Source organism: Lentzea xerophila (genome assembly GCF_051094245.1).
In the GTDB taxonomy this organism is placed as follows: Bacteria; Actinomycetota; Actinomycetes; order Mycobacteriales; family Pseudonocardiaceae; genus Lentzea; species Lentzea xerophila.
On sequence record NZ_CP194934.1, the window covers coordinates 7,896,269 to 7,918,422 of the forward strand.

Annotated in this window: 23 protein-coding genes and 1 riboswitch; of the genes, 12 read left to right on the forward strand and 11 right to left on the reverse strand. The window is 70.0% G+C overall.

Annotation, left to right across the window (positions count from 1 at the left end; all coding sequences use genetic code 11):
* Nucleotides 1-141: 141 nt before the first annotated feature.
* From ACRSBM_RS37810 to ACRSBM_RS37820, 3 genes are read left to right on the forward strand one after another with little or no spacing between them, the layout of a single operon-like run.
* Nucleotides 142-837, forward strand: coding sequence for a phosphatidylserine decarboxylase (locus ACRSBM_RS37810; RefSeq protein ID WP_434451421.1), 696 nt, complete (start codon nucleotides 142-144; stop codon nucleotides 835-837).
* Nucleotides 837-1,805, forward strand: a complete 969-nt coding sequence (gene pssA / locus ACRSBM_RS37815; protein WP_434451424.1) for a CDP-diacylglycerol--serine O-phosphatidyltransferase — start codon at nucleotides 837-839, stop codon at nucleotides 1,803-1,805. Before ACRSBM_RS37810 ends, pssA begins: the two co-directional genes overlap by 1 nt.
* A 54-nt stretch (nucleotides 1,806-1,859) precedes the next feature.
* Entirely contained in the window at nucleotides 1,860-4,010 is a 2,151-nt protein-coding gene (locus ACRSBM_RS37820; protein ID WP_434451426.1) for an AAA family ATPase, read from the forward strand.
* A 1-nt stretch (nucleotide 4,011) separates the two neighbouring features.
* Here the strand turns inward: ACRSBM_RS37820 and ACRSBM_RS37825 are convergent, their stop codons facing one another.
* Both ACRSBM_RS37825 and ACRSBM_RS37830 read right to left on the reverse strand, forming a co-directional pair.
* The gene (locus ACRSBM_RS37825) at nucleotides 4,012-4,623 is read right to left on the reverse strand and encodes a LytR C-terminal domain-containing protein (RefSeq protein ID WP_434451429.1); all 612 of its coding nucleotides are present in this window, start codon (nucleotides 4,621-4,623) and stop codon (nucleotides 4,012-4,014) included.
* A complete protein-coding gene (locus ACRSBM_RS37830; protein ID WP_434451431.1) occupies nucleotides 4,623-4,901 on the reverse strand; it encodes a DUF3263 domain-containing protein in 279 nt (92 codons plus the stop codon). Before ACRSBM_RS37830 ends, ACRSBM_RS37825 begins: the two co-directional genes overlap by 1 nt.
* A 108-nt stretch (nucleotides 4,902-5,009) precedes the next feature.
* On the opposite strand from ACRSBM_RS37830, the gene ACRSBM_RS37835 reads away from it, so the two are divergent.
* Complete coding sequence (locus ACRSBM_RS37835) at nucleotides 5,010-5,588, forward strand: peptide deformylase (RefSeq protein ID WP_434451433.1); 579 nt, start codon at nucleotides 5,010-5,012, stop codon at nucleotides 5,586-5,588.
* A 4-nt stretch (nucleotides 5,589-5,592) separates the two neighbouring features.
* Here the strand turns inward: ACRSBM_RS37835 and ACRSBM_RS37840 are convergent, their stop codons facing one another.
* The gene (locus ACRSBM_RS37840) at nucleotides 5,593-6,531 is read right to left on the reverse strand and encodes an aldo/keto reductase (protein ID WP_434451435.1); all 939 of its coding nucleotides are present in this window, start codon (nucleotides 6,529-6,531) and stop codon (nucleotides 5,593-5,595) included.
* A gap of 87 nt (nucleotides 6,532-6,618) precedes the next feature.
* On the opposite strand from ACRSBM_RS37840, the gene ACRSBM_RS37845 reads away from it, so the two are divergent.
* The 3 genes from ACRSBM_RS37845 (at nucleotide 6,619) to thiD (ending at nucleotide 10,517) form a co-directional block, all read left to right on the forward strand.
* The gene (locus ACRSBM_RS37845) at nucleotides 6,619-7,221 is read left to right on the forward strand and encodes a LysE family translocator (RefSeq protein WP_434451439.1); all 603 of its coding nucleotides are present in this window, start codon (nucleotides 6,619-6,621) and stop codon (nucleotides 7,219-7,221) included.
* Between the two features lie 825 nt (nucleotides 7,222-8,046).
* Complete coding sequence (gene thiC / locus ACRSBM_RS37850) at nucleotides 8,047-9,702, forward strand: phosphomethylpyrimidine synthase ThiC (RefSeq protein WP_434451442.1); 1,656 nt, start codon at nucleotides 8,047-8,049, stop codon at nucleotides 9,700-9,702.
* On the forward strand, nucleotides 9,699-10,517 hold the full coding sequence (gene thiD / locus ACRSBM_RS37855; protein WP_434451445.1) for a bifunctional hydroxymethylpyrimidine kinase/phosphomethylpyrimidine kinase: 819 nt from the start codon (nucleotides 9,699-9,701) through the stop codon (nucleotides 10,515-10,517). Before thiC ends, thiD begins: the two co-directional genes overlap by 4 nt.
* Before the next feature lie 6 nt (nucleotides 10,518-10,523).
* Here thiD and ACRSBM_RS37860 read toward each other — a convergent pair whose 3' ends face one another.
* The 4 genes from ACRSBM_RS37860 to ACRSBM_RS37875 all read right to left on the reverse strand — a co-directional run bounded on the left by ACRSBM_RS37860 (nucleotide 10,524) and on the right by ACRSBM_RS37875 (nucleotide 12,954).
* Nucleotides 10,524-10,967 (reverse strand): MarR family winged helix-turn-helix transcriptional regulator, encoded by a 444-nt coding sequence (locus ACRSBM_RS37860; RefSeq protein WP_307830028.1) that lies wholly within the window; start codon nucleotides 10,965-10,967, stop codon nucleotides 10,524-10,526.
* Between the two features lie 76 nt (nucleotides 10,968-11,043).
* Nucleotides 11,044-11,799 carry a thiazole synthase gene (locus ACRSBM_RS37865; protein ID WP_434451448.1) on the reverse strand — a complete coding sequence of 252 codons (756 nt, stop codon included), beginning with the start codon at nucleotides 11,797-11,799 and terminating at the stop codon, nucleotides 11,044-11,046.
* 1 nt (nucleotide 11,800) lies between these two features.
* A complete protein-coding gene (thiS, locus tag ACRSBM_RS37870) occupies nucleotides 11,801-12,001 on the reverse strand; it encodes a sulfur carrier protein ThiS (RefSeq protein ID WP_434451451.1) in 201 nt (66 codons plus the stop codon).
* A complete protein-coding gene (locus ACRSBM_RS37875; protein WP_434451454.1) occupies nucleotides 11,998-12,954 on the reverse strand; it encodes an FAD-dependent oxidoreductase in 957 nt (318 codons plus the stop codon). Before ACRSBM_RS37875 ends, thiS begins: the two co-directional genes overlap by 4 nt.
* A riboswitch (TPP riboswitch) is annotated at nucleotides 12,949-13,060 on the reverse strand. It overlaps the preceding gene by 6 nt.
* A 26-nt stretch (nucleotides 13,061-13,086) precedes the next feature.
* Here ACRSBM_RS37875 and thiE point away from each other — a divergent pair.
* On the forward strand, nucleotides 13,087-13,725 hold the full coding sequence (thiE, locus tag ACRSBM_RS37880; protein WP_434451455.1) for a thiamine phosphate synthase: 639 nt from the start codon (nucleotides 13,087-13,089) through the stop codon (nucleotides 13,723-13,725).
* 31 nt (nucleotides 13,726-13,756) lie between these two features.
* Nucleotides 13,757-14,518, forward strand: a complete 762-nt coding sequence (locus tag ACRSBM_RS37885; protein ID WP_434451458.1) for a dioxygenase family protein — start codon at nucleotides 13,757-13,759, stop codon at nucleotides 14,516-14,518.
* A 3-nt stretch (nucleotides 14,519-14,521) separates the two neighbouring features.
* Here the strand turns inward: ACRSBM_RS37885 and ACRSBM_RS37890 are convergent, their stop codons facing one another.
* Together ACRSBM_RS37890 and ACRSBM_RS37895 are read right to left on the reverse strand one after the other, a co-directional pair.
* Complete coding sequence (locus ACRSBM_RS37890) at nucleotides 14,522-15,472, reverse strand: S1 family peptidase (RefSeq protein WP_434451461.1); 951 nt, start codon at nucleotides 15,470-15,472, stop codon at nucleotides 14,522-14,524.
* A 578-nt stretch (nucleotides 15,473-16,050) separates the two neighbouring features.
* Nucleotides 16,051-16,602 carry a hypothetical protein gene (locus tag ACRSBM_RS37895; RefSeq protein ID WP_434451464.1) on the reverse strand — a complete coding sequence of 184 codons (552 nt, stop codon included), beginning with the start codon at nucleotides 16,600-16,602 and terminating at the stop codon, nucleotides 16,051-16,053.
* Nucleotides 16,603-16,611: 9 nt separating this feature from the next.
* Here ACRSBM_RS37895 and ACRSBM_RS37900 point away from each other — a divergent pair, with 9 nt between their 5' ends.
* Both ACRSBM_RS37900 and ACRSBM_RS37905 read left to right on the forward strand, forming a co-directional pair.
* Nucleotides 16,612-17,541: a threonine ammonia-lyase gene (locus ACRSBM_RS37900; RefSeq protein WP_434451466.1), complete on the forward strand. Its 930-nt coding sequence runs from the start codon at nucleotides 16,612-16,614 to the stop codon at nucleotides 17,539-17,541.
* Complete coding sequence (locus tag ACRSBM_RS37905) at nucleotides 17,538-18,455, forward strand: threonine ammonia-lyase (protein ID WP_434451468.1); 918 nt, start codon at nucleotides 17,538-17,540, stop codon at nucleotides 18,453-18,455. The genes ACRSBM_RS37900 and ACRSBM_RS37905 overlap by 4 nt, the downstream gene beginning before the upstream one ends.
* Here the strand turns inward: ACRSBM_RS37905 and ACRSBM_RS37910 are convergent.
* Together ACRSBM_RS37910 and ACRSBM_RS37915 are read right to left on the reverse strand one after the other, a co-directional pair.
* Nucleotides 18,429-19,889, reverse strand: a complete 1,461-nt coding sequence (locus ACRSBM_RS37910) for an MFS transporter (RefSeq protein ID WP_434451471.1) — start codon at nucleotides 19,887-19,889, stop codon at nucleotides 18,429-18,431. The genes ACRSBM_RS37905 and ACRSBM_RS37910 overlap by 27 nt on opposite strands.
* A 10-nt stretch (nucleotides 19,890-19,899) precedes the next feature.
* The gene (locus tag ACRSBM_RS37915; RefSeq protein ID WP_030480591.1) at nucleotides 19,900-20,655 is read right to left on the reverse strand and encodes a GntR family transcriptional regulator; all 756 of its coding nucleotides are present in this window, start codon (nucleotides 20,653-20,655) and stop codon (nucleotides 19,900-19,902) included.
* 222 nt (nucleotides 20,656-20,877) lie between these two features.
* On the opposite strand from ACRSBM_RS37915, the gene ACRSBM_RS37920 reads away from it, so the two are divergent.
* The gene (locus ACRSBM_RS37920) at nucleotides 20,878-22,149 is read left to right on the forward strand and encodes a sugar ABC transporter substrate-binding protein (protein WP_434451474.1); all 1,272 of its coding nucleotides are present in this window, start codon (nucleotides 20,878-20,880) and stop codon (nucleotides 22,147-22,149) included.
* Nucleotides 22,150-22,154 lie beyond the last annotated feature (5 nt).

Consider the following 22,154-nt stretch of genomic DNA (forward strand, 5'->3'; position numbering starts at 1 on the left):
GGTCGGCCCGTGCATTCGTCGGGGGATGCACGGGCCGACCGGCCACTTGTCATTCCCGGCAGTCCCGCTGGGCGGTTTGGCGTGTTGCCGTAGCGTTGTGCCGCCCGACAATCCACGGAAGCTACGGAACCCACAGACACGATGAGCAGCGAGAAGCCCGTCTCCCACTTCCTCGAACTCGCGCGCGGCATGGTGCCGCCGATGCACCCGGCAGGGCGCCCGTTCGTCGCCGGTGCGGCGATCGCGACCCTCCTCGTCCGGCTGCGCTTCAAGCGCCTGGGCGTAGTCCTCGGCCTGGTCACGGCGTGGGTGGCGTGGTTCTTCCGCGAGCCGAAGCGCGTGACGCCGACCCGCCCGAACCTCGCCGTGGCCCCGGCCGACGGCACCGTCTCGCACGTGGTCGACGCCGTCCCGCCCGCCGAACTCGGCCTCGGCACCGAGCCGATGACGCGCGTCAGCGTGTTCCTGTCGGTCTTCGACGTGCACGTGCAGCGCGTGCCCGCGGACGGCGAGATCGTCCAGGTCTCGTACCACCCCGGCAAGTTCCTCTCGGCCGACCTCGACAAGGCCTCCGAGGAGAACGAGCGCAACACCGTGTGGCTGCGGACCACCTCCGGTGTCGACCTGGTCGTCGTCCAGATCGCCGGCCTGGTCGCCCGCCGCATCGTCTGCGAGGTCGCCGAGGGCGAGAAGGTCGCCGCAGGCCAGACCTACGGCCTGATCCGCTTCGGCTCGCGCGTGGACCTCTACGTCCCGCGCGGCAGCCGCGTCCTGGTCGAAGCCGGCCAGCGCACCATCGGCGGGGAGACCGTCCTCGCTGAGCTTCCGGAGGCCTGATGGCGCCCAGCGGGCCCGGCGTTCGCCTGCTGCCGAACGCGATCACGGTCCTGGCCATGTGCTCGGGCCTGTCCGCCGTGCACTTCGCGAACGTCGGCATGTGGGGCGCGGCCATCGCGTCGATCGCGGCAGCCGCCGTCTTCGACGGCCTGGACGGCCGAATCGCCCGCCTGCTGGACGCGACGTCGAAGATGGGCGCGGAGCTCGACTCGCTGGCCGACGCCATCTCGTTCGGCGTCGCCCCGGCGTTGGCGATCTACCTGTGGAAGTTCGAGGGCAGCCGCGCCGGCTGGCTCATCGCGCTGATCTTCGCCGTCTGCATGGTGGTCCGCCTGGCCCGCTTCAACACGCTGCTGGAGAAGGAACAGCCGCCGTTCGCGAAGGAGTTCTTCGTGGGCGTCCCGGCTCCGGCCGGCGGTTTGCTGTTGCTGCTGCCGTTGATCATCGAGGAGCAGATCCGGACGGACGGCTGGTGGAACTCGCCGGTTGCCGTCGGGGTGTGGACCGTCGTGGTCGCGATGCTGCTGGTGTCGCGCATTCCGACGCTGTCCGTGAAAACGGTGAAGGTGCCGCCGCGCGCGGTCGCGCCTCTGCTGGTCGTCGTCGGGCTGCTGGCTGCCGCTGTGATCACCTATCCGTTGGTGGCTTTGATCATCGCGATGGTGGTGTACCTGGCTCACCTGCCTTACTCGGTGCGGCGGTACATGTGGTTGTCGAAGCACCCTGAGGCTTGGACCGTCACCGGGGCTGATCGCCGGGCTATCAAGCGGGCGCACGGGGTGGCTGCTCGTCGGCTCGGGTTGCGTCAGCCTTTGCGCGGCCGTGTGGCTGGTGCGGCCATGCGAGCGGTGCGTCGGCCTCGGCGTGACGGCTCTGTCGCTGCTGCGGCGGAGAGCACGGTTCCCGGCACCAACGGACGTCGCCGTTCTTGGCGGCAGCTGGGGCTTCGTCGGCAGCCCAAGCGCTGATCGCTCTCTAACAGACTCCGGGCCGGAGTCTTTGGAGGAACTAGAGTCGTCGGGGTGATCACGCTGACGGCTCGTCTGTCCCCGTCCGCACTGGACACCCGGCGCGGCGTTGTCCGGCTCCACCCCGAGGTGCTCGACGCCCTGGGCCTGCGGGCCTGGGACGCGGTGAAGCTGACTGGCGCCCGCGTCAGTGCCGCGCTCGCCGCCGCCGGTGAGCAGCCGCCGGGTGTGGTGCTGGTCGACGACGTCACGCTCACCAACCTCGGCGTGGTCGAGGGCTCCGAGATCGTCGTGGCACCGGTGCAGGTGGCTGCCGCCCGGTCGATCACCGTCGCGGGCTCGCGGCTGGCCAGCACCGCGCTGACGCCGGACCACGTGCGCATGGCGTTGACCGGCAAGGTGCTCACGGTCGGGGACAACGTCTCGCTGCTTCCCCAGGACCTCGCGCCGCCGCCCGGTGCGAACCTCTCCGAGACGCGCCGCAAGCTGTCCAACGCCATCGGCATGACGTGGACCAACGAGCTCATCACCATCACCTCCACCGATCCGGCGGGGCCGGTGGCCGTCCAGCCGTCGAGTGTCGTGGGCTGGCGGTCGGCCTCGGCGCCCGCCGCCGAGGTGACTCCCGTGGTGGTGCAGGAGAAGCACGACGCGCTGCCCGTCGCCGACCTGGTGGGCCAGCGGGAGCAGGCGCGTCGCCTGACCGAGTGGCTGGAGCTGATGTTCCGGCAGCCCGAGCTCCTCACGAAGCTGGGCGCCTCCGCGCGCCTCGCCGCCATGGTCAGCGGACCGGAGGGCGTCGGCAAGGCGACGCTGGTCCGCGCGGTCGCCCGTGCGGTGGACGCCTCGGTCGTCGAGCTGGCCGCACCGAGCATCGCCGTCCTGGAACCGGGCGCCATGGCCAAGCAGCTGGGTGACGCCATCGCGGGCGTTCCCGAGCAGCCCACGGTCCTGCTCCTCACCGACATCGACGCCCTGCTGCCCACGGCACCCCCGCCGGTCGCGACCGTCGTCCTGGACATGCTGCGCACGGCCATCGCCCGGCCCAACCTCGCCCTGGTGGTCACCTCGGCCAGGGCCGAGTCGGTCGACGCGCGCCTGCGCGCCCCGGACCTGGTGGACCGCGAGCTGACGCTTCCCCTCCCTGACGCGTCGGGCCGGACGGAACTGTTGCGGGTGCTGCTCCGCGACGTCCCGCTGGAGTCCGATGTGGACCTCGGCGAGGTGGCCGCCCGCACCCCTGGCTTCGTGGCGGCGGACCTCTGCGCGCTGCGCCGGGAAGCGGCGGTCCGCGCCGCGCTGCGCCAGCGCGACGTGGCGGAACCCCGGGTGGGGCAGGAAGATCTGCTGGCTGCCCTCGGCACGGTCCGGCCGATCTCCATGTCCGCCAGCGACACCGTCCAGACCGGCGGCCTGACGCTGGACGACGTCGGCGACATGAAGGAGGTCAAGCAGTCGCTGACCGAGGCCGCCCTCTGGCCGCTGCGCTACCCGGACTCGTTCGCCCGCCTGGGCGTCGAACCCCCGCGCGGCCTCCTGCTCTACGGCCCGCCGGGATGCGGCAAGACCTTCCTCGTCCGCGCGCTCGCGGGCTCGGGCCAGCTGAACGTGCTGACCGTCAAGGGCGCCGAGCTGATGGACAAGTTCGTGGGCGAGTCCGAACGAGCGGTCCGGGAACTCTTCCGCCGCGCCGCGGACGCCGCCCCCGCCCTGGTCTTCCTGGACGAGGTGGACGCGCTGGCCCCGCGCCGGGGTCAGTCCTCCGACGCCGGCGTGGCGGACCGCGTGGTGGCGGCCCTGCTGACCGAGCTGGACGGCGTGGAACCCCTGCGCGACGTCGTGGTGATCGCCGCGACGAACCGGCCCGAGCTGATCGACCCAGCCCTCCTGCGACCGGGCCGCCTGGAACGCCTCGTCTACGTCCCGCCACCGGACGCCGACGCCCGGACGGAGATCCTGAAGTCCGCCTCCCGCAACACGCCGCTGGCGGACGACGTGGATCTCGCCACGCTGGCCGCCGAGCTGGACATGTACTCGGCCGCGGACTGCGCCGCCCTGGTCCGGGAAGCCGCGCTGACGGCGATGCGCGAGTCCCTGGAGGCGGCCGAGGTCACGCAGGCCCACCTGGCGAAGGCCAGGCAGACGGTCCGCCCGTCACTGGAGCCGGCACAGCTCGCGGCGCTGGCGGCCTACGCGGCACGCTGACCTACTTGCTCTTGGCGGCACCCTGGTAGTCGTTGGTGACGATCAGGATGATCCCGGCGGCAGCCGACTGGATGCCGTCGAACCGGGGCTCGACCCGTGCCCGCAGCACCGCGGCGAGCTCCCGGGCCGAAGCCTCTTCGTCGGTACCGGGCCGGAAGTAGACGGTGGTGGTCGGAATGGTGCCGGACGAGTAGTTGCCGGTCTCCGCGACGGTCCACCCGTTGGCACGAACGTCGTCGGAGGCCGTCGACGCCAGCCCGACCACTGTCGAGTTGTTGTAGACCCGGACCGGCACCTTCGCGACCCCGGGCGGAGTGACCGGCGGCGGGGGCACGGCCGCGGACGAGGCCGGCGCCGACGGTGTGGCCGTCGTCGTCACGGCGGGCGGCGCCGACGAGGGTGTGGACGACGGTGTGGACGCGGGTGGCTGCTCGGAAGTGGTGGTCTGCGCCGGAGGCGCGGTGGACGTCCCCTCAGCGACCGGTGGCGCGTCGGAGTCACCGCCGAACAGGCTGATGACACCGATCACCAACGCCACCGCGGCGACGCCGAGCAGGGCGAAGCCGGCGGCCTTGGCCGGACGGGACGGGCTTGCGGACTCGGGGGAGGTCATCAGTCCTCGGTGCTCCTGGCGCGTGCGCGAACCCTCTGACGGCCTGTCCGCACGCCGCGCAACCGCTTGACCAGCATCGGATCGGCCGCCAACGCGGCCTCGGACTCAACCAGGGCGTTGAGGAGCTGGAAGTAGCGGGTCGCCGACATGTCGAACAGTTCCCTGATGGCCTGTTCCTTGGATCCCGAGTACTTCCACCACTGGCGCTCGAACGCGAGCATCGTGCGTTCGCGGCTGGTCAGCCCGTCAGCGGAGGTGAGCGTCTCGGCGTGATCCATCTGGCTCCCCACGGTCGCCACACCATCTCAGGTGCGGGCAATTCAATCATGTGATCGTTCCAACCTACCGCGCGACACCGACAGTTTTGGACGGCTTAAAGTCTGACCATGGCCGTCCATCGCATCCGCATCGCCGGCGACCCCGTGCTCCACAACCCGACGCGCGAGGTCACCGAGTTCGACACCGAGCTGAAGACCCTCGTCGACGACATGTTCGAGACGATGGCAGCCGCTCGCGGAGTGGGGCTCGCGGCCAACCAGATCGGCATCGACCTGCGCGTCTTCGTCTACGACTGCCCGGACGACGAGGGCGTCCAGCACCGCGGCGTGATCGCGAACCCGGTCCTCGAGACCTCCGAGGTCCCCGAGACCATGCCGGACCCGGACGACGACTTCGAGGGCTGCCTGAGCGTGCCCGGCGAGGCGTACCCGACCGGACGCGCCCGATGGGCGAAGGTGACCGGGCAGGACGTCGACGGTCAGCCGATCGAGGTCGAGGGCACCGGCTTCTTCGCGCGCTGCCTGCAGCACGAGACGGACCACCTCAACGGCTACCTCTACACCGACCGCCTGATCGGCCGGTACCGGAAGGAGGCCAAGCGGATGCTGCGCGACAACGAGTGGAACCAGCCGGGCCTCTCCTGGGACCCGACCGATCCCGCGAACTTCGACGAGGACGACGACTGAGCCGCTAAGGCCGGAGCACCGACTCCACCTGCGCCAGCTCGTCCGCCGTCAGCGCACCGAACTCCAGCGCCCCCGCGTTCTCCTCTGCCTGAGCCACCGTCCGGATGCCCGGAATCGGCACCAGCCGGGGAGAACGCGCCCAGAACCACGCCAGCGCGCCCTGTACCAGCGTCCGCCCGCCCGACGTCAGCACGTCCCGCACGGCCTCCCGCGCCCGGAAGTACTCCGGTGACGGCCGCCCGTCGACGAAGAACCGCAGCCAGGACGGGTTCGTGACGCGCACGTCGTCGGCGGGCAGCACGCCGAACGTCTCCCGCGCCAGCAGTCCCATCGCCAGCGGCCTGCGGCACAGCACCGCGAAGTCGCCCGCGTACATCTCCGGGTTGTCGAACAGCAGGTTGATGTCGGCCTGCGCCGCGATCCCGTGCTCCCCCTCGCAGAAGAACCGCGCCCGCTCGGCGTCGTCCGTGCTCCACCCGTAGGACCGGATCTTGCCCGCGGCCACCAGCGTTTCGCACTCGTCGCGCAGCAACGCGGCCTCCTCCAGCCCGAGATCACCGACGTGCAGCTGGTAGAGGTCGATCCGGTCGGTCCCCAGGCGGCGCAACGACCCCTCGACGGCGCGGCGCAGGTACTCGACCGACCCCTCGTTGCCGGTCATCCGCCTCAAAGAGGCGTCGAACCCGCAGCCCCACTTCGTGGCGATCAACACCTGGTCACGCAGGTCCGCAAACGCTTGCCCCACCACGGTCTCCGCGTGCCCGCAGCCGTAGACGTCCGCGGTGTCGAACAGCGTCACGCCCAGCTCCACCGCGCGCCGCAACGCCTTGACCGACTCGCCGTCGTCGGCCGGTCCCCAGCCCACCGGCAGGCCGTCCGGGCCCGAGAACGGCCCACCCATGGCCCACGTGCCGAAACCCAACTTCCCCAGTTCCAAGGTCATGCGGCCAGCGAACATCCTGGAGCGCGCTCCAGGTCAACCCGCCGCTTCCGGCAAAAAGAAATTGCGGCCACCAGCGACCATCGACGCATGCCCATCGAAAACATCGTCGCCTTCGTCGCGGCCTCGTTCCTCATCGCACTGTCGCCCGGACCTGGCACGGCAATGGTCCTGCGACAGTCGGTGCACGGGCGGAAGGCCGCGCTGGCGACGGTGTTCGGCATGGAGGTCGGCGTCGCCTGCTGGGCCGTCGCGGCCGCGTTGGGCCTGAGCGTGCTGCTCACCGCGTCCGAGATCGCCTTCCACACGCTCCGGATCGCGGGAGCCGTCTTCCTGATCTACCTGGGCGTCAAGGCCCTGATCAGCAAGAGCCTGCCCGGCGCCGCGCCGCCGCCCGCGAGCCACGCGTTCCGCGGCGGGCTGGTCGTGAACCTGGCCAACCCGAAGCTCGGCGTGTTCGCGATCTCGTTCCTACCGCAGTTCGTGCCTGCCGGGGAGGCCGGCCAGGGGGTTCTGCTCTTCCTCGCCGTGTTCTGGGTCGTCATCGACACCGTCTGGTACCTGGTCATCGTGTCGATCCTGCACACCATCCGCGGCTGGCTCAGCCGCCCGCGGGTTCGCCCGGCTCTCGAGAAGCTGTCGGGCGGCGTGCTGCTGGCGCTCGGAGTCCGGCTGGTACTCGACCCGCGTTGAGACCCGGTCGCCCCGGCGCCAGAACAGCTCGGGCAACCCGGCCAGCTCGGCGAAGGTGTGGCAGGCCGCCATCGACGCGTAGCCGCCGGCCAGCACGTGCGCGCGGATCCGGTCCAGCCGGCCGAACTCGATCACCTCACCGGCGATCAGGAACGGCAGCACCAGCTGCCAGGCCCGCACCACGGCCGGACGACGCCGGTGAGGTGCGCGCAGGGCGGCGCGGGCGACTCGTAACAGGTGCTCGTTCGCGCTCATCGTGGACGGGTGCGCCGAGTGGTCCCAGTTCCACCGGCGTTCCTCGGTCACCGCGCACCGCACGCACTCGACCGGCCCGGTGCCCAGTTCGGCACCGCACCGGGAGCACGCGAGCAGCGTCATCGCCCAGTCGACGCACGTCCACGGGTACTGGCCGACGTCGGCGGAGGTGACCAGCTCGGCCAGTTCGCGGTCCGCCAGCTGGGACGACATCCGCAGGGCCTCCCAGTCCGCGAGCCAGAACTGGTCGAGCAGCTCCGCGCAGAAGCCGCAGTCGGGGTAGCCGCGACCTGCGAGTTCTCCGCAGGAAGGGCATGCCGAGACCACGGCGGGACGTTGACCGCGACGCGCGCCGGGCGGGAACGGCTGGTGATCAGCCACGAGGAAGAGATTAGGGGCAAACGACGCCCTTGGCAGCTACGGCGCGCTCTGACTATGGTCAGTTCTCGACAACTCAACAAGAACGCGGGAGCTCGCGCCTGAAGCGGGCTGAGAGGGTGACTGGCTGCTGTGCCGGTGTCACCGACCGCCTGAACCTGACCGGGTAATGCCGGCGTAGGGAGGAATGTCGTGACGGCACTTGACGACCGTTCGGTCAAGCCCAGTGTGACCACCGGCCCGATCTCGGGCTCGCGCAAGGTGTACCGCGAAGTGTCCTCGGACATCCGCGTGCCCTACCGCAGGGTGGAGCTGACCAACGGCGAGCATGTCGATCTGTACGACACTTCCGGTCCGTATACCGACGACAACGCGACCATCGACGTCCACAGTGGACTCCCTGACCTGAGGTCGGGGTGGGTCGCCGCACGGGAACCGATCAACGGAGCTGTCAGCCAGCTCGCGTACGCGAAGGCCGGGATCATCACCCCGGAGATGCGCTACGTCGCGACGCGGGAGAACCTCGACGCGGAGTTCGTCCGCGCAGAGGTCGCCATCGGGCGTGCGGTCATTCCGTTGAACCGCAAGCACCCCGAGGCCGAGCCGATGATCATCGGCAAGAAGTTCCTCGTCAAGATCAACGCCAACATCGGCAACTCCGCGGTGTCGTCGTCGATCGAGGACGAGGTCGAGAAGATGGTGTGGGCGACCCGCTGGGGTGCCGACACGATCATGGACCTGTCCACCGGCAAGCGGATCCACGAGACGCGGGAGTGGATCCTGCGCAACTCGCCGGTCCCGGTCGGCACCGTGCCGATCTACCAGGCGCTGGAGAAGGTGAACGGCGATCCGGCGAAGCTGTCGTGGGAGGTCTACCGCGACACGGTGATCGAGCAGTGCGAGCAGGGCGTCGACTACATGACCGTGCACGCGGGCGTGCTGCTGCGGTACGTGCCGCTGACGGCCAAGCGCGTCACCGGCATCGTCTCGCGCGGCGGGTCGATCATGGCCGCGTGGTGCCTCGCGCACCACAAGGAGAGCTTCCTCTACACGCACTTCGAGGAGCTCTGCGACATCCTGCGCGCCTACGACGTGACGTTCTCGCTGGGTGACGGGCTGAGGCCCGGTTCCATCGCGGACGCCAACGACGCGGCGCAGTTCGCCGAGCTCAAGACCCTGGGCGAGCTCACGCACATCGCCCGTGCCCGCGACGTCCAGGTGATGATCGAGGGCCCCGGCCACGTGCCGATGCACAAGATCGCCGAGAACGTCCGGCTCGAGGAGGAGTGGTGCGGCGAGGCGCCGTTCTACACCCTCGGGCCGCTGGCCACGGACATCGCGCCGGCGTACGACCACATCACGTCCGCGATCGGTGCCGCGCAGATCGGCTGGCTCGGTACCGCGATGCTCTGCTACGTCACGCCGAAGGAGCACCTCGGCCTGCCGAACCGCGACGACGTGAAGACCGGCGTGATCACGTACAAGATCGCCGCGCACTCCGCCGACCTCGCGAAGGGCCACCCCGGCGTCCAGGACTGGGACGACGCGCTGTCGAAGGCACGCTTCGAGTTCCGCTGGGAGGACCAGTTCAACCTGTCGCTCGACCCGGACACCGCGCGCTCGTTCCACGACGAGACGCTCCCCGCGGAACCGGCGAAGACGGCGCACTTCTGCTCGATGTGCGGGCCGAAGTTCTGCTCCATGAAGATCACGCAGGACGTGCGGCGCTACGCCGAGGAACGCGGACTGTCCACAGTGGAGGCTATCGAGGCGGGCATGGCGGAGAAGTCCGGCGAGTTCGCCGACACGGGCAACAAGGTCTACCTCCCGGTCGTGGAGACTTCGTGACCTCGACCCCACCCAGGGCCCTCACCATCGCCGGAAGCGATTCCGGCGGTGGTGCGGGGATCCAGGCCGACCTCCGCACGTTCTTCGCGTGCGGAGTGCACGGCTGCGTCGCACTCACGGCCGTGACGGTCCAGAACTCGCTGGGCGTCACGGGAGTCTCGGAGATCCCGGCCGACGTCGTCGCGGCGCAGATCATCTCGGTCGCCGAGGACATCGGCCTGCAGGCCGCGAAGACCGGCATGCTCGCGTCGGCTCAGATCATCGAGGCGGTCACGCCGGCACTCGACCGGGTCGGGATCGGGCGGGGCGGCCGGACGCCGCTGGTCGTCGATCCGGTCTCGGCGTCGATGCACGGCAACCAGCTGCTCGCCGACGACGCGCTGGACGCGTTGCGCGGCCTGCTCTTCCCGCGCGCGACGCTGGTGACGCCGAACCTCGACGAGGTGCGGCTGATCACCGGCATCGCGGTGAAGGACCGCGCGGACCAGCGGGTCGCGGCCGAGGCTTTGCACGCCATGGGCCCGGAGTGGGTGCTCGTGAAGGGCGGCCACATGTGGGACGACCCGGAGTGCCTCGACCTGCTCTACGACGGCCGCGAGTTCATCGAGCTGCCCGGCCCGCGCTACGACACCAACCACACGCACGGCTCCGGTGACACGCTCGCGTCGTCGATCAGCTCGGCGCTCGCGCGTGGTGCGTCGGTGCCGGAAGCCGTGCGGTTCGGCAAGGACTTCATCGTGAAGTCCGTCGCGGCCGCTTATCCGCTGGGTGGCGGCGCGGGCCCGGTCTCACCGTTCTGGAGGCTCGACCGGTAGCGGCCGCTACTTCGACTCCTCGCCGACGAGGGTCTCCAGCGCATCCAGCGCGTTCACCAGCGCGGCCACGTGCTCGGGCGTGAGCTGCTCGATCCTTCGTTGCAGCTCACGCACCCGCGCGGACCGCACGCCGGACACCATCGTCTCGCCCTCGGGCGTGGGCGTGGCGAGCCAGGCGCGGCCGTCCTGCGGGTCGGGTTCGCGCTTCACGTACCCGGCCTCGACCAGCGCGGCGACGATGCGGGACAGCGTCGGGGGCGCCACGCCCTCCTTGGTCGCCAGGTCGCCGAGGCGCATGGGGCCGCAGCGTGCGAGCGTGGCGAGCGCGGAGACCGCGCCGGGGCCGAGTCCGGGGGAACCGGTGCGTCGCAGCAACCGGGCCAGCCGGCCGATCGCCAGGTACAGGCGCGCGGTCGCGTCCTCGACCTCGGCGTCAATGGGGGCCGTCACGGCTAGTCGTCCTCCTCGGCGGGATTCAGGTAGTTCTCAATCATCCCCCAACACGTGAGTACCCACGGTAGCGACCTCAGAGACCCGGCGAAGACGCTTGGGCCCAAAAGCGCCGCGGAATCCTTCCAGCCAACCGCGCCAGTCGTCCGCCCTCGACCGCACAACGCATGGCGGCGCCCATCCGTTCCGGGTCCTGCGCGCGCGTGACCGCCGTGGCCAGCAGCACCGCTGAGCAGCCGAGTTCCATCGCCAACGCCGCGTCCGACGCCGTGCCGATGCCCGCGTCGAGCACCACCGGAACCGACGCGCGGGAGGTGATCAGCTCGATGTTGTGCGGGTTGCGGATGCCGAGACCCGTTCCGATCGGAGAGCCCAGCGGCATGACGGTCGCGCAGCCGATGTCTTCCAGCTTGCGCGCCAGCACGGGATCGTCGTTCGTGTAGGGCAGCACCACGAAGCCGTCCCGCACCAGCCGCTCGGCCGCGTCGAGCAGCTCGACCGGGTCCGGCAGCAGGGTCTCCTCGTCGTGCACCACCTCGAGCTTGACCCAGTTGGTCTCCAGCGCCTCCCGGGCGAGCTGCGCGGTCAGCACGGCCTCCGCGGACGTGCGGCAGCCCGCGGTGTTCGGCAGGACCTCGATTCCCAAGCGCCGCAACAACTCCAGCACGCCGGTCTGGCCGGCCGAGTCCACCCGGCGCAGCGCCACGGTGGTCAGCTCGGTGCCGGACGCGACCAGCGCCCGTTCCAGCACCGAGAGGTTCGCGGCACCGCCGGTGCCGGTGATGAGCCGGGACCGGAACTCCCGGCCCGCGATGATCAGCGGATCGTCCACGTCAGCCTCCCTGGACCGCGGTCAGCACCTCGACCACGCCGCCGTCCGGCACGATCGTCTCCTCCCACAACGTTTTCGGCACCACGGCGCCGTCGAGCGCCACGGCCACGCCCTTCTCGGGTGCCCCCACCAGCGTCACGACCGCGGCCACCGACGTGCCGTCGGCCAGCTCCCGGGACGTGCCGTTCACCTGTGCCTTCACGAACTTCCTCCCTGAAGCAGCTCGACCACGAGCCGAGCGGTGTGCGGGGCCAGCAGCAGGCCGTTGCGGTGGTGGCCCGTCGCGGCGATGACGCCCGGTTCCAGCCACCGCACGACCGGCACGTTGTCGGGGCTGCCCGCGCGGAACCCGACGGCGGCCTCGGTCAGCGCGTACTCGGCGATGCCCGGCAGCACGGTTTCCGCGTCCCGCAACAGGTCCCGCACGCCCGCCACCGAGACGTCCGTGTCGAACCCGGCCTCGTACTGGGTCGCGCCGACGACCAGGCCGTCGTCGCGCGGCACCAGGTACACCGGACGACCGGAGACCAGCGCCCTGATCGTGTGCCGCGGCGGTGGCAGAGCGCCGGACCTGTGCGTCAGCCGCAGGATCTCGCCCTTGACCGGCCGGATCACGTCCCGCAGCGCCGGGTGCAGCGAGCCGCTCCACGCCCCGGCCGCGATCACCGTCACCCGTCCGTCCACTGAGGACACGACACCGGCGTCCAGACATGCCTTCCACAGTGCGGAAAGCAGCACCCGGTTGTCCACGGCCAGATCGCCGGAGGCGTACACACCACCGCGCACCGCCGGCCCCAGCGACGGTTCGAGCGCCCGGATCTCCCGCGAGGTCAGCAACTCCCCCGCGTGCCGCAGGTCCGCGAGGTCACCGGGCTGCGTACCGACCGCCAGCGTGCCCGCCGTGAACAGCGGAACCCCGATCGACGAGGCGAACGAAGGCCACATCGCGAGCGCCTCGACGCCCTGCGCCACCACGGCTTCCTCGCCCGGCCAGGCCTCCGTCAGCGGCGCCAGCATGCCGCCCGCGACCCGTGAGCCCGCATGCGGCGAGCCCTCGTCGAACACGGAAACGGAGAACCCCGCCCGTGCCGCCGCCAGAGCCACGGACAGACCGATGACACCGCCACCCCGGACGGCCACTTCCACACTGCTCAAGGCATTCACGCTCCCTGCGCCGGCATGACCCGGATCAGGTTCGACGGTCGGAGCGAACCACGCTCCCTCTCAGCCCGGTGTTCTCCAGGCTCCCGTGCGGACCGACTTCAACATAACGGTTAACGTGCGTACGTGCCAGGACTCGACGGAAACCTGATCAGGCAACGACTCGCCGACGCGACGCTCTACCTCTGCACGCCGAACCGGCCTGATCTGGCCGAGTTCGCGGACGCGGCCCTCGCGGGCGGCGTCGACATCATCCAGCTGCGGGACAAGTCACTCGAGGCGAAGCAGGAGATCGCGGCGATCGAGGTCCTCGCCGAGGCCACCGAACGCCACGGGAAGCTGCTCGCCGTCAACGACCGGGCGGACATCGCCCACGCCGTCGACGCCGACGTGCTGCACCTCGGCCAGGACGACCTGCCCGTCCCGCTCGCCCGCCGGATCATCGGCGACGACGTGGTGATCGGCCGCTCGACCCACGACGTCGGCCAGATGCGCGAGGCCGCCGCGGAACCCGGCGTGGACTACTTCTGCACCGGCCCGTGCTGGCCGACCCCGACCAAGCCGGGCCGTCCCGCACCGGGACTCGGCCTCGTCCGCGCCACGACGTCCGAGCGCCCGTGGTTCGCGATCGGCGGCATCGACCTCACGAACCTCGCCGAGGTCAAGCAGGCCGGAGCCACCCGCGTGGTCGTCGTGAGGGCCATCACCGACGCCGAGGACCCGCGCAAGGCCGCCGAGTCGTTCAAATTCGAACTTAGTCGTTGAAGTTTGAACAAACTGGCGTACGCTCGATGACGTGAGCGCACCTGTGCTGTACCTGAGCCACGGGGCTCCCCCGCTGGCTGACGACGAGACGTGGACCAGAGAGCTCAGGGACTGGTCCGCCACCCTCCCGCGCCCGGAGGCCGTGCTCATGGTCTCCGCGCACTGGGAGGAGGCGCCGACGACCATCGGCGCGACCACGACAGTGCCGCTGGTCTACGACTTCTGGGGCTTCCCGAAGCGCTACTACGAGGTCACGTACACCGCGCCGGGCGCGCCGGAGCTCGCCGAGGACGTCCGCAAGCTCCTCGGCGGACACGTCGAGCAGGACGAGGCGCGCGGGCTCGACCACGGCGCCTACGTGCCGCTCAAGGAGATGTTCCCGGACGCCGACGTGCCGGTGCTGCAGATGTCGATGCCCACGCTCGATCCGCGCGAGCTGCACACGATCGGCCGCAAGCTCGCCCCGTTGCGCGACCAGAACGTCCTGATCGTCGGCAGCGGGTTCATGACGCACAACCTGAGCTGCGTGAACTTCCCCGCCGGACCGGACTACGAGCCGCCGTCGTGGTCGAAGGAGTTCGACGACTGGGCGCACCGGCAGCTCGCGGACGGCGACGTGGACGCGTTGCTCGACTTCCAGCGGAAGGCCCCGGCGGCCGGGATCGCGCATCCGCGGACCGAGCACTTCGCGCCGTTGTTCGTGGCGCTCGGCGCTGCGAGCGACGAGAAAGCCCGTACCAGCGTTGAAGGCTTCTGGTACGGGCTCTCGAAACGATCAGTGCAGTTCAGCTAGTGCCTAGCCGCGCGTGAGGCTCAGGCCGTAGCGCGACAGGATCGGGTTCAGCGGCTGGAAGAACGTGGTGCCGCCGGACGAGCAGTTGCCCGAACCGCCGGACGTCACGCCCTGGGCCTGGCCGAAGCCGGAGCCCGCCACCCACGAACCACCCGAGTCGCCACCCTCGGCGCAGGCGTTGGTGCGGGTGAGGCCCCGGACCGAGCCCTGCGGGTAGTTCACGGTCTGGTTCTTGGCCTGGACGGTGCCGCAGCGCCATCCGGTCGTCGAACCCGAACGGCAGATCTGGGCGCCGACAGCGGCCTCCGTGTTGCCGCGGACGATGACGTTCGCGCCGCCGTAGCGGTTCACCCACGGACGCGGGGTCCAGTTCGCGTTCGTGCGCACCCAGGCGTAGTCGTTGCCGGGGAACACCGAGCCGGCGAACGAGCCCTGCGCGACGCGGTTGTAGCCGGAGACAGCGGTGCCCGTGCGGCCGCAGTGGCCCGCGGTGACGTAGCCACCGCTCACCGAGAAGCCGAGCGAGCAGCGGCCGCCGCCCATGTAGATGGCGTCACCACCGCGCAGGTCGTACAGCGGGGTCGGGCTCTCGGTCACCTCGGTGACCTGGACCGCTCCGCTGATGCCCTGGGCGGTCGCGATCCACTTGTCCGCGGCCGCGTCCCGGGTGTTCTTGTTGACCTCGACGACGACGCTGTTCGACTTCTCGTCGACCCGCCAGCTGGTGATGCTCGCGGGGGCGCTCATGAGGTCGAGGACCGACTTGGTCCCGTTGAGCTGGCTCAGTGAGTTCTTCACCACCTGGGTGTCGGCGCCGGTCACGGAGAGTCCCGGCCTGGTCACGGCAACGGTCAGCCTGCCGCTCGCCTGGTCGATCCACGCTCCGCCGAACGCGTCGCCCAGCGAGGACTTCGCTTGCTCCGCCAGACCGGCCGCTTGGTGGTCAGACGCCAACCGGACGCGCGCCTGATCAGCGTTCAGGCCCAAATCACGTTCGACCGCTTGGAGCAATTCGGCCGGGTAGCTCTCCGTATCCGAACCGGTTGGGGCGGCAGGCGCGGCAGGCGCGCCAAACGCCGGTACGCTGAGAGCAGTGACGACTCCGGTGGCGAGCAACAGGGCACCGGTTACACGGGCCGCACTCGTGCGGTTCATCAGGCGTCTCCCTCACTTTCGGGTGCAGGGGTACCCGAGAGATCGGTTGCAGGGACCTCTCTCGGGGGCTCTAGGGGGACGGGTGGTGGGGCGGCGGCAGGGGTCGCCCCACCCCTCCCGTCCTTGGTTGCCTCTCGGCCTCACAGGCGTTGTCGAACTCACGGCGGGCGCCGGGCTCAAGCGGACGTGCCACGAGCCTCATTGCGCCTCCTCTGGTCTCTTTCGGACCGAATTCTTACGCCCGTTCGAGTGAAGTTATGGGCCAGGTAGCTATGACGCCCGACCTCGAACGTGGACGAAGTGTGTCACAGCTCACGACAGATCAACTGCGCTGCGTAGCAATTGACAGTTAACTATCGCTCAACGTAGTGACGTGATCACCGAATGGGGTCGACAGTTGACGGCGGCGTCGAGCTGTCGGTCGGCTGTCGAGACTCTGTCGACGTCGTCGAGGGCGCGCTCGTCGTGCTTTCGGGCGCCGACTGTCCGGACGTGCTCGGAGGGACCGTCACGGTCATCGTTTCGGTCTTCGTCGTCTCGGTGTGCGTCTCGATGTGCGATTCGGTGTGGGTGCTTGTGGACGGTTTGCCGGAATCGGCCGTGACGGGTGTGCCGGTCACGAGCTGGACGCTCGTCGCGGTGAGGACGGTCACCACGAAGACGAGCAGACCGCCGACGGCGATTACCTGCCAACGCTTTTCGCGTTCCATCGACCGTTGGTAGAACACGGCACCCACGGTGGTCACCAGGCTCGCGAGGATCGCGCCGATGACGGTGCCGACGAGGTTCAGGCGAAGGCTCAGCACGGCCGCAGTGGCGGCGGCGAGCACACTCGCGACGAGCTTGACGGGGGTGATCTTCTCCTTATCAGACATGACACAGGTAGGACGTTGGGCACAGTTCACCGGTTGTGTGCCGGTGACGTGCATCATCAACGCATGCGCCTGGTGACCCTCGAGGACGTCCGCGCGGCCGCCGCCGCGATCGCACCGCACGTCGTCCGCACCCCGTTGCTGTCCTTCGACTCCGGTCTGTGGATCAAGCCGGAGAACCTGCAGCCGATCGGCGCCTTCAAGCAACGCGGCGCGGTGAACGCGTTGTCCCGCATACCTTCCGAGGATCGCGCCCGCGGTGTCGTGGCGTACTCGAGCGGTAACCACGCGCAAGCGGTCGCCTACGCGGCCAAGATCCTCGGCATGCCGGCGGCCATCGTCGTGCCGAACAACACGCCACAGCTGAAGATCGACGCGACGCGCGCGCACGGCGCCGAGGTGTTCGTCGTCGGCATCACCGAGCGCGAGTCGCGCGCCTACGAACTGGTCGAGGAGCGCGGCGCCACGCTGATCCCGCCGTTCGACCACCCGGACGTCATCGCCGGCCAGGGCACCATCGGCCTGGAGATCTGCGCCGACCTTCCCGACGTGGCAACGATTCTGGTGCCGGTGAGCGGCGGCGGACTGATCTCCGGCGTCGCGGCGGCGGTGAAGGCACTGCGCCCGGACGTCCGCGTGGTCGGCGTCGAACCCGAGCTGGCCGGCGACGCCGCCGCCTCGTTCGCCGAGGGCTCGCTGGTGCGCTGGGACGCGCACGACCGCGCCCGCACGAGCGCCGACGGCCTGCGCGCCGAGCCCTCGGAGCTGACCTGGGCCCACATCAGCGAGTACGTCGACGACTTCATCACCGTCTCCGAGGACGAGATCCGCGACGCGGTGAACCAGATCGCCCGCCGCACGCGGGTCGTGGCCGAGCCGAGCGGTGCCGTGCCCGTCGCCGCGTACCTGAACCGGAAGCTGCCGGACGGTCCGGTCGTCGCGGTGGTGTCGGGCGGCAACATCGAGCCCTCGCTGCTCGCGTCGATCCTCGGATGATCGCGCTCCCAGACATCCGTGCGGCGGCGGAGGTCATCGCACCGCACGTGGTGCGCACGCCGTTGCTGCCGTTCGGTTCCGGCTGGCTCAAACCGGAGTCGCTGCAGCCGGTCGGCGCGTTCAAGCTGCGCGGCGCGCTGAACGCGTTGGCACGCCTGGAGAACCGCTCCAACGGGGTGGTGGCCTACTCCAGCGGCAACCACGCCCAGGCCGTGGCGTTCGCGGCCCGGCTGCACGGCGTCCCGGCCGCGATCGTGATGCCGGACAACACCCCGGCGGTCAAGATCGAGGCCACGAAGGCGTTGGGGGCCGAGGTCTTCATCGTCGGCATCACCGAACGCGTCGAGCGCGCCGAGGCCCTCGTCGCCGAACGCGGCGCGGCGCTGATCCCGCCGTTCGACCACCCCGACGTGATCGCCGGCCAGGGCACGATCGGCCTGGAGATCATCGAGGACCTGCCCGTCGTCGAGGCCGTCGTCGAGGCCGTCGTGGTGCCGATGTCCGGCGGCGGGCTGATTTCCGGCGTGGCGACGGCGATCAAGTCGCTGCGCCCGGACGTCCGCGTCGTCGGCGCCGAACCCGCGCTGGCCGCCGACATCGCGGAGTCGCTCGAGAAGGGCGAGTTGGTGCGCTGGGACCCGCTGCGGCGCGCTCAGACCGTCGCTGACGCCCTCAGGGACGAGCCCTCGGCCCTGACCTGGGCCCACATCAGCGCGTTCGTCGACGACGTGATCACGGTGTCGGAGGACGAGATCCTCCAGGCGGTGGCCGGCCTCACCCGCAGAGCGCGGCTCGTCGCCGAGCCCAGCGGTGCCGTCGCCGTGGCCGCGCAGAAGAAACTCGGCGGCGGGGTGGCCGTCGTGTCCGGCGGCAACGTCGATCCCGGACTACTGGCGCGGGTTCTCGCCACCTGACCGGACGTGCGTCGGCGGGCCCTCCACGCCGCAGTGCAGGCACTCGCCGGGGTGCGGGGTCTCGTGCTGCTCGGGCGCCGCGGCGAGCACGCGGTTGTCCACGCCGAACGCCAGCAGACCGCCGACGATCGCCGCGACCGCGCACAGCACGAGGGCCATCTGCCAGCCGTCCGTCATCACGGCCGGGTTCGCGTAGTCGTCGCCCGTCAGACCGACGGCCGCGGGCAGCACGGCCATGGCGAGCAGGCTGCCCGTGCGGGCGACGGCGTTGTTCACGCCGGACGCGACCCCCGCGTGGTGATCGGAGGCGGAGGCGAGCACGGTGGCGGTCACCGGCGCCACCACGATCGCCAGGCCGATGCCGAACACAAGCACGCCGGGCAGCACACCGGTGAGGTACGAGGCGCCGGGCGCGGCATTGCGCAGCAACAGCATGCCGACGCCCACGAGGATCGGGCCCGCGACCAACTGGAGGCGCGGGCCGTGGCGCTGGGCGATCCGTCCCGACGTCGAGGACGCCAGCAGCATGATGATCGTGATGGGCACGCTGGCCAGGCCCGACGCCGTCGGCGAGTAGCCCATCGAGATCTGGAGCTGCAGCACGAGCAGCACCATCACGCCGCCCAGCGCCGCGTAGACGAGGAACGTCAGAACGTTGGACAGTAGGAACGTTCGATTGTTGAACAGTTCTACCGGGACCAGCGGGTCGGCGGACCGCTTCTGCAGCACGCCGAACGCGATCATGGCGAGCAACCCGAGAATTGTCACAACGTAGGATTGTTCAACAATCCCACCTGTCAACAAAGCCAGCCCCAACGCTCCGACCAGCGCGGACAGGTAGTTGGGGTGGCCAGCCGACTCGTCGCGAGACTCCGGCACGAACTTCAGCGCCAGGTACACGCAGAGCGCGGCCACCGGCAGGTTCACCAGGAACGCGAGCCGCCAGGACCACGCCTGCACCAGCAGACCGCCCACCAAGGGCCCGATGGCCGTGGCGACCCCCGAGAGCCCGGACCACGCGCCGATCGCGCGCGACCGGTCCTCCCGGTTGAACGTCGACTGCAGGATCGCGAGCGCGCCCGGAGTCAGCAACGCCGCGCCCACCCCCTGCAGCACGCGGGCGGCGACGAGCACCGGCACGTTCCACGCGGCACCGCACAGCAGCGAGGCCACGCCGAACCAGATCACGCCGATCACGTAGACCCGCCGGCGTCCGAACCTGTCGCCCAGGGAACCGGCGATGAGGATCAGTGAGGCCAGCGCGAGCAGGTACCCGTTCAGGATCCACTGCAGGTCGGTGACCGACGCGGAGAACTCCGCGCCGATCCGGGGCAGCGCGACGTTGACGATCGTGCCGTCGAGCATCGCCATGCCCGAGCCCAGGATCGTCGTGGTGAGCACCCAGCGGGCACGAGGTGTGCCCCAGGCGATCATGCGCCGCCGATCAGGACGGCCGGTTCAGCGTGGCCACGAACTTGTACCGATCACCCCGGTAGACCGAGCGCACCCATTCGATCGGGTTGCCCTCGGTGTCGAACGAGTGCCGCGACAGCAACAGCATCGGCAGGCCGATGTCGGCGCCGAGCAGCTCTGCCTCTTCGGGCGAGGCGAGCGCGGTCTCGATGGTCTCCTCGGCGTGTCCCATCTCGACGCCGAACCGCTCGGACAGCACCTGGTACAGCGAGGCGCCGGGCGCCAGGTACCGGCGCAGCCCGCGGAAGCGGCCGAGCGCGAGGTGGGTCGTCTCGATGGCCATCGGCTCGTTGTCGGCGAGGCGCAGGCGGTGCAGGCGCAGCACCTTCGCACCGGGACGCACGCCGAGGTACCGGGCGAGCTCGGCCTCCGCCGGCATCTCCGAGGCCTCGATGAGCTTGGACGACGGCACGCGGCCCTGGGCACGCATGTCCTCTGTGTACGAAGACAGCTGCAACCTCTGGGCGACCTTGGGTTCCGCCGCGAAGGTGCCCTTGCCCTGCACTCGGAGCAGCCGGCCTTCCACCGTCAGCTCGGCCAGGGCCTGGCGGACGGTCGTCCTGGAGACGTCGAACTCCGCGGCCAGCGACCGTTCCGTGGGGATCGGCGAACCGGGCGGCAGCGCCCTCAACAGGTCGAGCAGGTGCCGCTTGAGACCCCAGTACTTGGGTTCGCGTTGCGCACGCGTCCTGGCGTCCACGCCTGATGCAGGCGTCGTCTCCAGCATGGCCTCCTCCTCGCACTCCATGTCACGCACCACAAGGATGCCTTGTCCGTGCCGATTCGTGCGTCCGAACCCCCGCATCCGACCTGAAATTGGTCCGATGACTTCGCAACGTATTGGCAACGCGCTTGACAGACGCGGTGACGCAGCACACGCTGTTCCGCATTGGTCTACACCACTTGGACGTTCCGGCCGAGTGCCGGGCTTGGTGAAAGGGCGCGAACTGTGAAGGGCTGGAGAGGACTCGCTGTCGGTGCCGCCGCGCTGGCAGTGGCCGTGTCAGGTTGTGGCACGAGCACGAGCGGTAGCGGCACGGAGACCAAAGAGATCACCGTGTGGCTGATGGACGGCTCCGCGCCGACGACCCTGACCGACGCCTTGAACAAGGAGTTCGAGTCAGCGAACGGCATCAAGGTCAAGTACGAGGTCCAGAAGTGGACCGGCATCCAGGAGAAGCTGACGACCGCGCTGGCCAGCAGCACGCCGCCGGACGTCATCGAGCTCGGCAACACCCAGACCGCGAGCTTCGCCGACCAGGGCACCCTGGCCGACCTGACCGCGGACAACGCTCAGTTCAACGGCGGTGAGTGGCTCGGCGGTCTGAAGGACTCGCTGACGCTCAACGGCAAGCAGTACGGCGTTCCGTTCTACGCCGCGAACCGCACCGTCATCTACCGCACCGACCTGCTCCAGGCCGCGGGCGTCGCGCAGCCGCCGACGTCGCGCGCCGAGTGGCTCGACGCGATCAACAAGCTCAAGGCCGCGAACGCGTCCAACCCGGAGTTCCAGGCGCTGTACCTGCCGGGTCAGTCCTGGTACTTCCTGCTCTCGCTGATCTGGGACGAGGGCGGCGACATCGCCAAGCTGGACAACGGCAAGTGGACGGGCACGCTCGACACGCCGCAGGCCAAGGCGGGCTTCGAGGCCTACAAGGCGCTCTACGACGCGTCGGCCACCAAGAAGGCCCCGGCTGACATCGACGAGGCGAAGCCCCAGCAGATGGAGGTCTTCGGCACGGGCAACGTCGGCATGATGGTCGGCCTCCCGTGGGAGCTCGCCGGTGCCGTGAAGGCCAAGCCGGAGCTCGCCGACAAGACCTCGGCGTTCCCGATCCCGTCCAAGAAGGCCGGCTCGGCCGCCCCCGTGTTCCTGGGCGGCTCGAACCTCGCCATCCCGGCGGGCAGCAAGAACGCCGACGCCGCGAAGAAGTACCTCGCGCTGCTGTCGTCCAAGAAGTACCAGGACATGCTCGCCGAGGGCGGCGCGGTTCCCGGCACCTCGAAGGACACCGCCAAGCTCGCCAGCAACGCGATCGGCAAGGCCATGGCGGACTCCTCCCCCAACGGCAAGGTCACCCCGGTGACGCCGAAGTGGGCGGCCGTCGAGGCGGGCCAGAACCCGCTCAAGGACGCGCTGACCGCGTACCTCACCGGTGCCAAGTCGCTCGACCAGGCAACGAAGGACGCGAGCGAAGCCATCACCAAGGCCATGGCCTAGCCAAG

Excerpts from the sequence above, each read along its gene's own strand:
- ACRSBM_RS37810 (WP_434451421.1), top strand. The coding sequence starts at position 142 with ATGAGCAGCGAGAAGCCCGTCTCCCACTTCCTCGAACTCGCGCGCGGC.
- pssA (WP_434451424.1), top strand. The coding sequence starts at position 837 with ATGGCGCCCAGCGGGCCCGGCGTTCGCCTGCTGCCGAACGCGATCACG.
- ACRSBM_RS37825 (WP_434451429.1), bottom strand. The coding sequence starts at position 4,623 with ATGACCTCCCCCGAGTCCGCAAGCCCGTCCCGTCCGGCCAAGGCCGCC.
- ACRSBM_RS37830 (WP_434451431.1), bottom strand. The coding sequence starts at position 4,901 with ATGGATCACGCCGAGACGCTCACCTCCGCTGACGGGCTGACCAGCCGC.
- ACRSBM_RS37835 (WP_434451433.1), top strand. The coding sequence starts at position 5,010 with ATGGCCGTCCATCGCATCCGCATCGCCGGCGACCCCGTGCTCCACAAC.
- ACRSBM_RS37840 (WP_434451435.1), bottom strand. The coding sequence starts at position 6,531 with ATGACCTTGGAACTGGGGAAGTTGGGTTTCGGCACGTGGGCCATGGGT.
- ACRSBM_RS37845 (WP_434451439.1), top strand. The coding sequence starts at position 6,619 with ATGCCCATCGAAAACATCGTCGCCTTCGTCGCGGCCTCGTTCCTCATC.
- ACRSBM_RS37895 (WP_434451464.1), bottom strand. The coding sequence starts at position 16,602 with ATGCACGTCACCGGCACACAACCGGTGAACTGTGCCCAACGTCCTACC.
- ACRSBM_RS37900 (WP_434451466.1), top strand. The coding sequence starts at position 16,612 with ATGCGCCTGGTGACCCTCGAGGACGTCCGCGCGGCCGCCGCCGCGATC.
- ACRSBM_RS37905 (WP_434451468.1), top strand. The coding sequence starts at position 17,538 with ATGATCGCGCTCCCAGACATCCGTGCGGCGGCGGAGGTCATCGCACCG.
- ACRSBM_RS37910 (WP_434451471.1), bottom strand. The coding sequence starts at position 19,889 with ATGATCGCCTGGGGCACACCTCGTGCCCGCTGGGTGCTCACCACGACG.
- ACRSBM_RS37915 (WP_030480591.1), bottom strand. The coding sequence starts at position 20,655 with ATGCTGGAGACGACGCCTGCATCAGGCGTGGACGCCAGGACGCGTGCG.